At 69.1% G+C, this 12,947-nt stretch carries 9 protein-coding genes, 3 tRNA genes and 1 pseudogene; 6 read left to right on the top strand and 7 right to left on the bottom strand.

Going from position 1 to position 12,947, the window contains the following annotated elements; all coding sequences use genetic code 11:
• Window positions 1-35: 35 nt before the first annotated feature.
• Window positions 36-1,373 (bottom strand): deoxyribodipyrimidine photo-lyase, encoded by a 1,338-nt coding sequence (locus tag NT132_RS06200; RefSeq protein WP_297786429.1) that lies wholly within the window; start codon window positions 1,371-1,373, stop codon window positions 36-38.
• A gap of 159 nt (window positions 1,374-1,532) precedes the next feature.
• Complete coding sequence (locus NT132_RS06195) at window positions 1,533-2,528, bottom strand: diacylglycerol kinase family protein (RefSeq protein WP_297786426.1); 996 nt, start codon at window positions 2,526-2,528, stop codon at window positions 1,533-1,535.
• A gap of 41 nt (window positions 2,529-2,569) precedes the next feature.
• Between NT132_RS06195 and serS the strand changes: the two genes are divergently transcribed.
• From serS to NT132_RS06180, 3 genes are all read left to right on the top strand, one after another.
• Window positions 2,570-3,835 (top strand): serine--tRNA ligase, encoded by a 1,266-nt coding sequence (serS, locus tag NT132_RS06190; protein WP_297786423.1) that lies wholly within the window; start codon window positions 2,570-2,572, stop codon window positions 3,833-3,835.
• Window positions 3,832-4,746, top strand: coding sequence for an HAD family hydrolase (locus NT132_RS06185; RefSeq protein ID WP_297786419.1), 915 nt, complete (start codon window positions 3,832-3,834; stop codon window positions 4,744-4,746). Before serS ends, NT132_RS06185 begins: the two co-directional genes overlap by 4 nt.
• Before the next feature lie 57 nt (window positions 4,747-4,803).
• Window positions 4,804-4,891 (top strand) — tRNA-Ser (locus NT132_RS06180).
• Window positions 4,892-4,959: 68 nt separating this feature from the next.
• Here NT132_RS06180 and NT132_RS06175 read toward each other — a convergent pair.
• Entirely contained in the window at window positions 4,960-6,501 is a 1,542-nt protein-coding gene (locus NT132_RS06175) for a carbohydrate-binding protein (protein ID WP_297786416.1), read from the bottom strand.
• Window positions 6,498-8,768, bottom strand: a complete 2,271-nt coding sequence (locus NT132_RS06170) for a glycosyltransferase family 2 protein (RefSeq protein WP_297786413.1) — start codon at window positions 8,766-8,768, stop codon at window positions 6,498-6,500. Before NT132_RS06170 ends, NT132_RS06175 begins: the two co-directional genes overlap by 4 nt.
• Window positions 8,769-8,997: 229 nt before the next feature.
• Here NT132_RS06170 and NT132_RS06165 point away from each other — a divergent pair, with 229 nt between their 5' ends.
• Entirely contained in the window at window positions 8,998-10,245 is a 1,248-nt protein-coding gene (locus NT132_RS06165; RefSeq protein ID WP_297786410.1) for an LCP family protein, read from the top strand.
• A gap of 68 nt (window positions 10,246-10,313) precedes the next feature.
• Window positions 10,314-10,403: transfer RNA gene (locus NT132_RS06160), tRNA-Ser, on the top strand.
• A 129-nt stretch (window positions 10,404-10,532) separates the two neighbouring features.
• Here the strand turns inward: NT132_RS06160 and NT132_RS06155 are convergent.
• Window positions 10,533-10,793, bottom strand: a pseudogene (locus NT132_RS06155) (tyrosine-type recombinase/integrase); the annotation flags it as partial.
• Window positions 10,794-10,871: 78 nt separating this feature from the next.
• Between NT132_RS06155 and NT132_RS06150 the strand changes: the two are divergent.
• The gene (locus NT132_RS06150) at window positions 10,872-11,507 is read left to right on the top strand and encodes a hypothetical protein (RefSeq protein WP_297786407.1); all 636 of its coding nucleotides are present in this window, start codon (window positions 10,872-10,874) and stop codon (window positions 11,505-11,507) included.
• 46 nt (window positions 11,508-11,553) lie between these two features.
• Here NT132_RS06150 and NT132_RS06145 read toward each other — a convergent pair.
• Window positions 11,554-11,625: transfer RNA gene (locus tag NT132_RS06145), tRNA-Ser, on the bottom strand.
• A gap of 157 nt (window positions 11,626-11,782) precedes the next feature.
• Window positions 11,783-12,490: a DUF3800 domain-containing protein gene (locus NT132_RS06140; protein WP_297786404.1), complete on the bottom strand. Its 708-nt coding sequence runs from the start codon at window positions 12,488-12,490 to the stop codon at window positions 11,783-11,785.
• Window positions 12,491-12,947: the final 457 nt, after the last annotated feature.

The raw sequence follows: 12,947 nt of genomic DNA, 5'->3' as shown, positions 1-12,947 counted from the left end.
CTGGATGTAACCGTCGGCGGATCCGGGTATTCCGCTCAGCGGGCGCGCTTCACCTGCTCGTACGCCGCGAGGGCTGCCCGCCGGGAGGCGGCGAGGTCGACGATCGGCGGGATGCCCGCCGCATCCGGGGCCCACTTCGTGCTGTACCGCCCCTGCGCGTCGAACTTCTCCTGCTGCAGGTGCGGGTTGAAGACGCGGAAGTAGGGTGCGGCGTCGGCTCCGGATCCTGCCACCCACTGCCAGTTGAACGGGTTGCTGGCCGCATCCGCGTCGACCAGGGTGTCCCAGAACCACTCCTCGCCGCGCCGCCAGTCGATCAGCAGGTTCTTCACCAGGAAGGATGCGGTGACCATTCGCACCCGATTGTGCATGTGGCCGGTGTGCCAGAGCTCCCGCATCCCGGCGTCGACGAGCCGGTACCCGGTGCGGCCGTGCTGCCAGGCGCGGAGCTTCGCCGCATCGGGGGGCGGCCAGGGGAACGCGTCGAACTCGCGGCGGAGGTTCGCCGTCGCAAGATCCGGGTGGTGGAACAGCACGTGCCAGGCGAATTCTCGCCAGCCGAGCTCGGTGAGGAATCGCCCCGCGTCGACATCGGCCGACAGGGCAGCGTGCCAGACGGTATGCGGGCTCAGCTCACCCCACCGCAGGCGCGGCGACAGCATCGACGTCGCGCCGGCGGCCGGCTCGTCGCGGGCGGTCTCGTACCCGGCCGCGTCCTCGTCGAGGAAACGCCGGAGGCGCTCCTGCGCCGCGGGTTCCCCGGGCTCCCAGGTCTCCCGCAAGCCCTCCGCCCAGTCCGGCCGGGTGGGGACCAGGCCCCAGTCATCCAGCGCATCGGATGCGGGCGCCCGGACGGGGCCGGGGATCTCGGCCGGCTCCGGGAACGGGATGCGCGGGGACGGCAGGTGCAGGCAGGCGCGCCAGAACGGGGTGAATACGGAGAACGGGGTACCGGCCCCGGTGCTCACCGTCCACGGTTCGAACAGCAGCGACGCCGCGAACGACCGCACCTCGACGCCGTCGGCGCGCAGCCGGTCCTTCAGCGCGCGGTCGACGTCGCGCTCGGCCGCGCCGTAGCGGCGGTTCCATGCCACGGCGGTGGCCCCCGCATCCTGCACCGCCTCCGGCACGACCCGAGCCGCGGGTCCGCGACGCAGCAGCAGCATCGAGCCACGCTCGCGCAGGCGCTCGCCGAGGGAGGCGAGCGACTGGTGCAGCCACCAGCGGGCGGCGCCGCCGAGCGCCCGGAAGCCGGGTGATTCTTCGTCCAGTACGTAGAGGCCGGTGACCGGCTCGTCACGGTCCAGCGCCGCCCGGAGCGCGGGGTTGTCGGCGAGCCGCAGATCGTCGCGGAACCAGACGAGCGTGCTCATGCCTCGACGCTACGTCGCACCCCGGCGGACCCGCCAGGGTTGACGGCGAGCGGGCCCCGTGCCAGGGACCCCACGCGCGAGACCACATCCGTTCGCCGAGACCACACCGGATCGGATGTGGTCTCGCGCGGGGGATATGGTCTCGCGGGGAAAGCGCGGTCAGAGGTTGCTGGCCGGATGACCGGTGGGCAGGGCGACGAGGAGTCCCCCCGCAACCACGCGGCAACTCAGCCTCGTGGCCTGGCCGAACTCGTCGCCGTCCAGCTGCACCGCCTGCGCCGGGCTCGCGCCCGCCTCCGCCGCGGTGCCCTGCAGATAGTGCACGGACTGGTCGCGTCGACGTTCCAGCACGAGCCGGCCGGCCTTGAACCGCCGCAGCACCGAGTTGTCCCACCACACCCGCCGCCACACCGCGAGCCAGCCCCACCAGCCGCGAGGCCGGATGAGGACCACGTCGAGCGCCCCGTCGACGATCGAGGCGTCCGGGATGAGGGCGATGCCCGCCGGGAGAGCGCCGCAGTTGGCGAACAGGACGCTGTACACGCGGGCGGTGTGCATCCGGTCACCGTCGACCTGGTACATCAGCCGGAAGGGTTTCGCCTGCGGCAGGGAGCGGGCCGCGCCGTCGACGTACGCGACCCAGCCGACCGCCTTCTTCAGCTTCGGCCGGGTGTTAGCGATCATCGCCGCATCCAGGCCCATTCCGGCCATGACCACGAACGCGGCCTCGGTCTGGGTGCCGTCGGGGCGGGAGATCTGCGCGATGCCGATGTCAACCGGGCGATGCTCCCCGGTGAAGGTGGCGGCGATCACGCGGTCGGGGCTGTCGAGCGGGAGGCCGAGATTCCGGGCGAGGAGGTTGCCCGTGCCGCTGGGGACGATCGTGAGCGGCACCCCGGTGCCGGTCAGTGCCTCGGAGACCGCACGGACGGTGCCGTCGCCGCCGGCGACCAGCACCGCCGCGGCGCCCTGTGCGAGCGCTTCGCGCACGCATCCCTGGCCGAGATCCGCCACCGTGGTCTCGAAGAACAGGGGCGGCGCCCACCCCGCCTGCGCGGAATGGTGGATGACCTGCCCGCGCAGTTGCGCGGCGTCGACCTTGGTCGGGTTGTAGACGAGGGCGGCGCGGCGGGAATCGGCCGCATCCGTCGTCATGGTCACACGATAGCCGCCGCACGGCTCAGTAGACTTGCCGGATGATCGATCCGACACTTCTCCGCGAGAATCCCGAGCTTGTCACGCGCTCGCAGGTGGCGCGGGGGGAGTCGCCCGACACCGTGACCGCGGCACTGGCCGCCGACCGCGCGCGCCGCGTCGCCATCACGACGTTCGAAGAGCTCCGGGCGGAGCAGAACGCCCACGGCAAGCGGGTCGCCCAGGCGCCTAAGGACGAGAAGGCCGCGCTCGTGGCCGAGGCCAAGGATCTCAGCGAGCGGGTCAAGGCCGCGCAGCAGGCCGCCGCCGCCGCCGAGGAGGCCGCATCCGAGGCGCTCGGGGCGATCGAGAACATCGTCATCGACGGGGTCCCCGCCGGCGGTGAGGAGGACTTCATCACCCTCCGCACGCACGGTGAGGTGCCCGCGTTCGACTTCACCCCGCGCGACCACCTCGAGATCGGCGAGCTGCTCGGCGCGATCGACATGGAACGCGGAACCAAGGTCTCCGGCAGCCGGTTCTACTTCCTCACTGGCATCGGCGCGCGCCTCGAGCTCGCCATCATGACGCTGGGTCTCGACCGGGCGCTCCAGGCCGGGTTCACGCCGATGATCCCGCCGACGCTGGTGCGCCCCGAGGTCATGCACGGCACCGGGTTCCTCGGCAAGCACTCCGCCGAGGTCTATCACCTGGAGGACCAGGACCTTTACCTGGTCGGCACAAGCGAGGTGCCGCTCGCCGGGTACCACATGGGTGAGATCCTCGACCTCTCGCGCAGCCCCAAACGCTACGCCGGCTGGTCCACCTGCTACCGCAGCGAAGCGGGCTCGTACGGCAAGGACACCCGTGGCATCATCCGGGTGCACCAGTTCAACAAGCTGGAGATGTTCGTCTACGCCGACCCCGCCGACGCCGAGGCCGAGCACGAGCGGCTCGTCGCGCTGCAGGAGGGGATGCTGCAGGACCTGGGCCTCGCCTACCGGGTGATCGACGTCGCCGCCGGCGACCTCGGTTCCTCCGCCGCACGCAAGTACGACGTCGAGGCGTGGGTGCCGACCCAGAACGCGTACCGGGAGCTCACCAGCACCTCGAACTGCACCACGTACCAGGCGCGCCGGCTCGACATCCGCCACCGTCCCGACGGCGGCAAGACGCAGCACGTCGCGACCCTCAACGGCACCCTGGCCACCACCCGCTGGATCGTGGCGCTCCTGGAAACCCACCAGCGCGCCGACGGGTCGGTCACTGTGCCCGAGGTACTGCGCCCGTACCTGGGCGGCCTCGAGGTCCTGGAGCCGATCGCGTGAACGACGCTCGGCTGCCGGACCCCGGCGACGTCGACGTCGAGTCCTCGCAGGACGCGGCGGACCTCGTCGAAGAGATCGCGACGGGGGGCGAGGCCGCACGGGGCGTCGTCTCGCCGATGCTCATCGTGCTCGACATCGACGGCACGGTGCTGCTGGAGGACGAGTCCGCCAGCCCCGGGATCGTGGAGGCCGTGACCGACGCGGAGCGCGCGGGTCACCGGGTGATGCTCGCCACCGGGCGCAGTTGGGAGGCCACGCGCGGCGTTCACGAGGTGCTCGAGATCGCGCCGGACTACGCGATCTGCTCCAACGGCGCCGTCATCATGAAGCGCGTCGAGGATGCGGACGGTGCGCCGCAGTACGAGCGGTTCCACACCGAGACCTTCGATGCCACCCACGTGCTGACGTTGCTGCGTGAGCACCTGCCGCAGGCGCACTACCTCGTCGAGCTGCCCGATGGGCGCCGCGAATACACCGACTACATGGACGACTGGAACCTCGACCGCGCCGACCGGGTGGCGTTCGAGGAGCTCGCCCGGCAGCCGGTCACGCGCGTGGTCGTCGTCTCGCCGGAGCATGCCGAGCAGGACTTCGTCGAGCTCGTCGAGCGCGTCGGTCTCAACCAGGTCTCCTACGCCGTCGGCTGGACGGCGTGGCTCGACATCGCACCCAAGGGCGTCGACAAGGGCAGTGCGCTCGCGCTGGTGCAGGAGTGGCTCGACATCGACCCGTCGCGGGTGCTCGTGATGGGCGATGGCCGCAACGATGTGGGCATGTTCGAGTGGGCCCGCTCGCACGGCGGTCGCGCGGTCGCCATGGGTCAGGGCCCGCAGGAGGTGCGGGATGCGGCCGGTGAGGTCACCGCATCCGTCACCGACGGCGGCGTGGCCGCGGTCCTGCGCACCCTCTGATCGGCGTCGCACTCCCGATAGACTCGCGGAGGTGACGGATGCTGCGGCATCCGCGCTGGAGGGTTGTCCGAGCGGCCGATGGACCTGGTCTTGAAAACCAGTGGGCAGTGATGTCCCGTGGGTTCGAATCCCACACCCTCCGCCAGAACCACTTCGTTTCCGACCCACCCCGTTGCGTTCGACCCACCCCTTTTCGGACAGCGCGCCGCATCCTCACTCGGTGATGACGCGCCAGGGGGAACTGTCGCGGTTGAACAGTCCGACGTCGGGGCGCTGACTCTGCGACCACCACCGTGCCTCGTAGCCGGTGCCGTCGTAGAGCACCCGGTCGCCCACGTCGTAGATCTCGGTCTCCGACCACTCCGGGTACGTGCCCGGCGGCAGGAGGGGGAGAGCGTACGGCTTGTCGGTCGGGAGGACGGGCCCGAGATACATCCACGCGGAGGACATCTGGTCGAGGGTCGGGTCGTCGGGCTGGATGCTGTTCTGCACCCACCATTTCGAGACGTAGACGCCGCCGTGCCACACCACCGTCACCCCGGCGGAGTAGTACAGGTCGGACGCCCACACCGGGAAGGTGCTCGTCTTCGGGTCGTCCACGGTCACGGCGGGGTGCGAGGGGATGATCCGCTGCGCCGGCTCGTAGCCGTCGGAGAGGGCGTCGGCGAAGAACTCACCGGCCTGCTCGATGCCGCTGCACTCGTTCGACACCAGCGACTGGTTGGCGTAGTTGGAGCCGCAGGTGCGGTCGCGGTTGAGCGACCACATCGATAGCCGCGCGAGTGACCGTTTCTGCGCGAACTCGTTGAGCATCACCGCGTCGTCCAGGGTGAAGATCTCACCGTCGATGTCGTTGCGGCCGATCATGGGTGTCGCGCCGAGAAGCGACCACACCCCGGAGGGCGGCAGCGCCACCTTTTGCGCCGCGTAGACGTCGGCGACCTGTGGCGCGGTCGCCGTCAGCGCGTCGATCGCCGCCTCGCCCATGGACCTGCCGCCGAGATCGGTGCCGTAGTCCATGGTCATGACGTTCACGCCGGAGAGGTCGACCCCGCCGTCGAGCAGCGCCGCGATCGCCGCGGTGCCCTCGTCGGTCAGCCCGGTGTCGGCGGACACGGGCAGGGTGACCCAGACCTCCAGCTCGTCGCCGTCGTCGCGGCGCTCCCGCTGCAGTTGGGCGACGGCGTGCGCGCGGCGCTCGGCGGCGGCGGTGTCGTGCAGGCTCTCGCCCTCCAGGTCGATGTCCATGATGTCCACGCCATACCGGTCGAGCACGTCGCCGTAGGCCTGGCGGAGGGTGCGGGTGTCCGCGCAGGCCAGCGCGAGCTCGGTGTTGATCGCGCCGCCGAACGAGACCGCCACCTCCTGGCCGTTCCGCCGCAGCAGTTCGACGCGGCGATCGAGCTGCAGGTCGGTGGCCGCCGCATCCAGATCGTAGGCGACGCCCCAGCCGGGGGTGCAGTCGTCGGATGCGGCCGCGACGACGAAGCTCAGCACCGGCGTGCCACCGGCCCCGGCGAGGCTGTTCGCGGCCAGACGCTCGCCGGATTCGAGGGTGACGTCGTAGTACGCGCCGAACCAGCGGGTCTCGGTCTGCGGGCTGGTCAGCGAGGCGATCCACGCCGGGGTGGTGGATGCGGCGGCGACCCCCAGCGTGCACACGACCGCTGCGGCGGCGACGCTGACGGCGACCCGCCACAGCGAGAGGCGTTTGCCTGGCCGGGGTGCGCCCTTTCGTCCGCTCAGAGGACTCATGGCGACGTCACCTCCGCCGTCGCGTGGCGGGTGCGGCCGCGCCGCGCCGGTCGCTGCGGGGCCTCCGCGGGGCCGTCGTCGAGCATGGCCCGCCAGTCCGGGGCGGTGGCCGCGGGGGCGGGATCGCGGGGGCGCTCGTCGACCCAGATCCAGTTCAGCCAGCCGGCCCAGATGTCGCCCAGCGTGTTGCCGAAGCCGATCAGGCGGAACGACGCCCAGAGCGCGCACAGCAGATTCAGGAGGCTGAAGCCGAGGGTGCCCCACGCCCCGTTGACGACGGCGATCACGGCGACCCACAGCGAGAACCCGGCGATGGCGTACGGGGCGATCACGTAGAGCGCGGGCGAGACGGTGCGGTTCTCGACCTTCGGGGTCCGGGCGAAGCGCGACCGTTGCCCGGTGACCGCCTGGGCGAGGGAACCGACGACACCGGCGATGTTGACCGCCAGCAGGAGCAGGTTGATGCCGTAGACGCCGACGACGTCGCGGCGGTGATACCCGCTGTACCGCAGGTCGGAGGCCATCGAGATGAAGTAGGGCACCGCGACGAGCGCCAGCAATGGGTTCACCAGCAGGCCGTTGAACGGGAAACTGACCATCAGCAGCAGCATCCCGAAGCTCGACCAGGCGATGGACGCCAGGTAGTTGGCACGCAGCAGTGACGCCCGCAGCGGTACCGGGCGACGTTCCCGGCGCCGTCGCCGGATGAGGCCGAACAGCTTCGGCAGGATGAGCAGCCCACCGTTCGCCCAGCGGCGGCGTTGCACCACGAGCGAGCCGAAGTCGCGCGGCGTCGTCGAGTAGCTCAGTCGCTCCGGGTAGTTCACGAGCGACCAGTCGTGTGCCATCAGGTCGATGCTGGACTCGGTGTCCTCGATCACGGTCCGGTCCTGCACGTACCGGGGTACCTCGCGGCCGTCGACCCGCTCGACGACGACGATGTCGTCGAGTGCGGTGCGCCGGATCACCGCATTCGCGCCCACCCAGAACGTGGCGTCGAACGCGGTGAGGCCCTGGTGGACGATGTGCTGGACGTCGGTCGTGGCGCTCGCGAACCGCTCGATCCGGGTCACCGCGCCGCGGAACGAGGAGTACGGGGTCTGCGCCACGGCGACCCGCTGGTTCTCCGGCTGGTCCATCAGGTGCACGAGCCGCACCGCGTATTCCGGCAGCAGCATGGAGTCGGCATCCAGCGTCAGCACGTACTGGGCCGCGGGCGCATCCACGGCGAACGGCTCATCCTCGGCGACGGGCACGAGCTCGAGGCCCTCCCGCCCGTTCGTCTCCCGGTACCGTCCACCCATGAGGCTGAGGTACGCGTTGAGGTTCATCGCCTTGTTCGGCTCGTGGGAGAGCGACGCGTAGCGCTTCCGCTCGCACGACTGCATCCGAGCGGAGAAGATCCGCTCCAGCCGCTGCAGCAGCTCGCGGAGCCGGGCGACGGGCAGGGTCTCGTCGTCGGGCGCGGCGTTGAGGGCGTCGGCGGTGGCGCGCAGCAGGCGGGCCAGCCCTCCGATGACCTGATCGGCGAAGAACACGCCGATGTGATCGGTGCGGGGCTCGGCCTCCGCCGACGCCGCCAACCAGGACGCGGCGTGGTCGTATTCGCGGGCCACCTCGGCGATGCCGATGGTCGCCCCGCTATCGAGGTCGGCGAGCACCTGCGCGACCCGCATCCGCTCGGATTCGAGTGCGGCGGCGATCTCGTCCACGAGCAGACGGGTGCGGTCGAGGCGCTCGGCGTCGGCCACATCGCTCGGATGCGGGGTGTCGTCGATGAGGAGGACGACCTCCAACGCCGGATGCTCCTGCAGCGCGGCCGACCACAGTGCCTGCCGCACCAGCTCGGGCTCCTCGGCGTAGGAGGGGATGAGGAGCGTCAGTCCACCGCGTGGGGCGGACATGTAGTGGTCGAGCTCACTCCGGGACGTGCGGTGATGGGAGGCGAATCGTTCGAAGGCGCCGAGCCGGGCGACGAGGTACATCAGGGCGGAGAAGGCGAGCACGGTCACGACGGCGAGGTAGCCGATCGTCCCCACCAGGTCCCACACGTCGACGAAGGCGCCGCCCTGGGCGATGGCGAGCAGTGCCGTGAGGATGTACAGGGACCACAGGGCCACGGTGATCCAGATGGCCAGGCGTGACCAGACGAGTTTCCGCAGTGTCGGGCGCGGGTGCTGCGACGGCAGCGGCGACATCGAGCGCTCGGTGCCGCGCTGACGGTGGCGGGTGCCCGATGTCGATCGCGTCGGGGCGGATCGTGCCATGGTCGGCCTCCTTCCGAACGCCCAACCCCGGGTACGGCGGGCGCGATTCGGATCTCAGAGCCTCATCCTGCTGGCTCGGGCGGGGCCGGATCGGTGGCTTGGACCACCAGTACTGGTGGTTTCCCCGGGGCGGCGGGGAGGCGAACCGCAGCGAGTTCGCAGGCTCTCCACACGCTGTCTGGCTACACTTTGGCCAGGTGTGCGTGCGCACCCGACCGAGAGGACCCGAGTGAGCCCGACCCGAAGCGGGCGCCGCCAGACGGTGGCGCGTCACGGACAGCTGCGTTCGCCGCATCCGGTCTCGCAGTTCTTCAAGATCCTCGCGGTGTCGCTGGCGGTGGTGCTGGTCGCGGGGCTGGGGGTCGTCGGGTACAACACCTGGAACCTGTTCTCGACGCTGTCGAGTAACGCCGTCGAGCTCGAGGGTCAGACCGCCGCGCCACCGAACATCGGTGAGCTGGAGGGCGGTTTCAATCTGCTGCTGGTCGGCACCGACGCCTGCGAGGACGAGTACAAGCAGTACTTTCCCGGGCGCTGCACGGGCAAGGATGCGGGTGGCGAGCTCAACGACGTCAACATCCTGCTGCACGTCTCGGACAACCCCCGGCGGGTGACGGCGATCTCGTTCCCGCGCGACCTCATGCTGCCGATCCCCTCCTGCACGCGGGAGAACGGCTCGAGCTCGTCGGCGATGAGCAAGCAGCCGCTCAACGACTCGTACTCGTACGGCGGCCTGTCGTGCGTCGCCAAGACCATCTCGGCCCTGACCGGCGAGAACATCGACTACGCCGCGAAGATCACCTGGGGCGGCGTAATCGAGATCACGAACGCGATCGGTGGCGTGGAGGTGTGCGTCGCCAACGGGATCAACGACCCGCAGTACACCGGGCTCGTGCTCGAACCGGGCATGCATACGCTGCAGGGCGTCGAGGCGCTGGAATTTCTGCGTACCCGTCACGGTGTCGGCGACGGGTCCGACCTCAGCCGCATCTCGAACCAGCAGCAGTACATGTCGCGGCTGGTGAAGAAGATCGTCAGCGAAGACACCCTCTCCGATGTCGGCACGGTGTACTCACTGGCCACCACGGTCGTCGACAACGTCACGCCCAGCTCGAATCTGACCAATCCGCTGACGCTCGTGCAGCTGGCTCTGACGATGAAGGGCGTCTCGTTCGAGGACATCGTGTTCGTGCAGTATCCGACGGCGACCGACCCCGACAACGCCAACAAGGTGGTCGCGAACACGTCGGCGGCGAAGGCGCTGTTCGATGCGCTGGCCGCCAACCAGCAGCTGATTCTCACCGGCGACGTCGCGACCAACGGCGGCGTCGTCACGGCGGACCCGACCGAGGAGCCCGCCGTCCCCGCCGACCCGACCACCCCCGCGACGGATGTGCCGACGGATGCGGTCGAGCTGCCCTCCAGCATCACCGGACAGACCGCCGCGCAGGAGACCTGCTCGAACGGCAACGGCTGAGCCGGGCGTTCGGCATCCGGCCGGTCACCCGTTATGATGGACGAACGTGTGCGTCCCGGCGTGCATGGGGAGACGTCGCATAGTCCGGCCGAGTGCACCACCCTGCTAAGGTGGAGACCCCTTTAAGGGGTCCGAGGGTTCAAATCCCTCCGTCTCCGCAGAGCGAACTGCCCCGACTTCCCCGCAATCACGCGGGAGTCGGGGCCTTTCTCATTCTCCGCTAGTGACCCGTGGCAACAGAATGTGACCCGTGGCAACAGAATGGCAACACTCCGCGCTGCAATCGCCTGATCGAGGCGGTCCGTGAGCGCTTCGCGGTCGTCGTCGAACAGGTCCGCGTAGATGTCCAGCGTCATGGCGGCGGACGCGTGGCCAAGCATCCGCTGCACGGCCTTCACATTCGCACCAGACGACACCGCGAGCGATGCCGCAGTGTGGCGGAGGTCGTGGAGCACGAGCGGCTCGGCGCCCGCCGTTGTCAGCGAGATGGGGTTGAACCGGGCGCGAGAAATGCCCCTATGGGTGCGGTCGGAGCCTTCTCGCGACACCGCCACGTGGGGGTGCTGAGGTTCCGATCATTCGGGCGCACAGCACCGCACGTCCCTGGTCTCCGCTAACGTGTGCGCATGCCGATTGAGCTGTTGACCGCGGTCATCGCTGCGGCATCCGTCCTCGCGGGAAGCCTGCTCACCGCGCTTGTGACCGCTTTGACCACTAGATCCGCTGATCGTCGCGCCGACGCGCGTGAAAGAGCACGCGCAGAGCGCGAAGAGCACGAGCACCAGCGTCGCCTCGCGGACGAGGTAGCGGACGCATTCCGGGACGAGCTCATGACCATCCGTCGGCACGTGCAGCGCGACGAAGACGAGGGCATGCCGTTCGACGAGGTATATGCGGATGCCTGGTTCGCCGGCATCGAGATGGGTCTCAGACAGCGGGTAGACCGGCTGAGCAACCGCACCCTGCGCCGCCGGCTACTTGTCGTCCTCGACTGCATCATCGACAACCGCGTTCGCGCGGACACCGGTCAGTCCTGGGAGCGGCACGTCGAAGTGCTCTTGGACCTCGGGCGTGACCTCGCAATGGCAGAGGTTCGGGGGCAAGAGCCCGAGTCTGACCTCGTCCGCGACGTCGGCGAGTACGAGCAACGACTGAGTGTCGCCGATCGGCAGCGCGAGATAGAACGCGCCGCTGAAGTCACTGCCCGCGCCGCCCCAAGCACCCACATCGGGTCGAAACGATCCACACCGCGCCCCAGGTAGGAAGGAAAGTTGAGGGCCCCGGACTTCGTTGTCACGGGGCCCTTTAAGCACTCGGCGGGATTTGAACCCGCGACCTCCCACTTAGCAGGCGGGCGCTCTTCCAACTGAGCTACGAGCGGTCTGCAGACGAACCTAGTGGCATCGGGAGTCGCGTGTCCATTAGAAGAGGCAAGGTTGTGGCCCACTGTCGCCGGGCGGTGCTACCGTGTCCTCATGACGGGTCCGCAGGGGAACGTCATCTGCCTGGGGCCCCGCAGAGCGGGGCCTTCAGTGCGTTAGGGGGTCCACACGTGCTCGCCGCGCAGGATCGGCCGGACGATGTCGCTCATCTTCGCCGCTTGGTGCGCTAGGCGCTCGTTGTTGGGAACGAACCGCTTTCGCAGGTATAGGAACGTGAGCATGTCCGACGCCTGCAGGCATCGGTGTGTGCGGGAGTCGACCCAGTCGATAGGGAACGTAATCCGACTCAGCGTTCGGGGTTTCCATCCAGGCGTGCCGCCGTTCGCATGGAACTGTCGCATCCGGGCTTCGTGGTGCGCTTGGTCCTGAACCTGGTCGGCGATCACGGTCACCTGTTGGTCGAGGGCGTCAGCGTACTCGTCGACCATCTCGAGCGTGTACTGCAGCGCGATCTGATGAGGCGGCCACGGCTCTACGTAGCGCCCTTCCAGCCGGTCGATGCGACGCACCCCGCCCACGAACCACGCTCCCTGTGCCTGGGCGACGTGATGCAGAGCGCGTCTGTATACGGCGAATGCAACATCGGTCTTCTGACGAAGACACTTCCATTCCTCGGACCGCTGGAAGAGATTCTGCCCGTGCAGTTCAGCTGTGAGCGGCACCTCAGGGTGAGAGCGGTTGGTCTTCCAGATCACCTCATCCAGTGACATTCGCAGCCGGTCGACCTGGCGGGTGTCCAACACAAGTGCCCCGATCAGGTGGACGCTGCCGGTGATGTAGGACTCGTCGACGAACGCGTACAACACGGGCTCAGCCTAGGCGTCGGCGGAGACACCCCAAGCGCTTCGGAACGCTGGCGGGCGAAACGGTCGGCTTATAGGTCGGGTTCGACCTCGATCAGAAGTTTGCACACGGAACCCCCCTCGCGAATACATGGGGACCCCTAAACTCCTCCGCGTCAGCCGCCCGGCGGGCGGCCATTCACCACCACGAGGCAATCATGCGCCGCCCTACCTCGCGCCCCCCAACCCCCCACGTGCTCTATTGCGAGAACGGCCGCCACACGTTCCGTTATCGAGGAACGGTCACGGACCGGTCCAAGCCTCGCAACTGTCCGCAGGTCAAGTCCCGTCTTGTGGTGTCACTGCGGTTGTTCCTTGATGGGTGATGGTCAGGCGGTCAGGAGCAGCTCGGGACGAGCGGGTTCGGTGTGGTCGTGGAGGATGTGGACGAGTTTGCGCATGGAGACGTCGGAGAAGT

The organism is Microbacterium sp. (genome assembly GCF_026393345.1).
In the GTDB taxonomy this organism is placed as follows: domain Bacteria; phylum Actinomycetota; class Actinomycetes; order Actinomycetales; family Microbacteriaceae; genus Microbacterium.
Note: the sequence above shows the minus strand (reverse complement) of the source record. Positions and strands in the feature narration are given on the sequence as shown.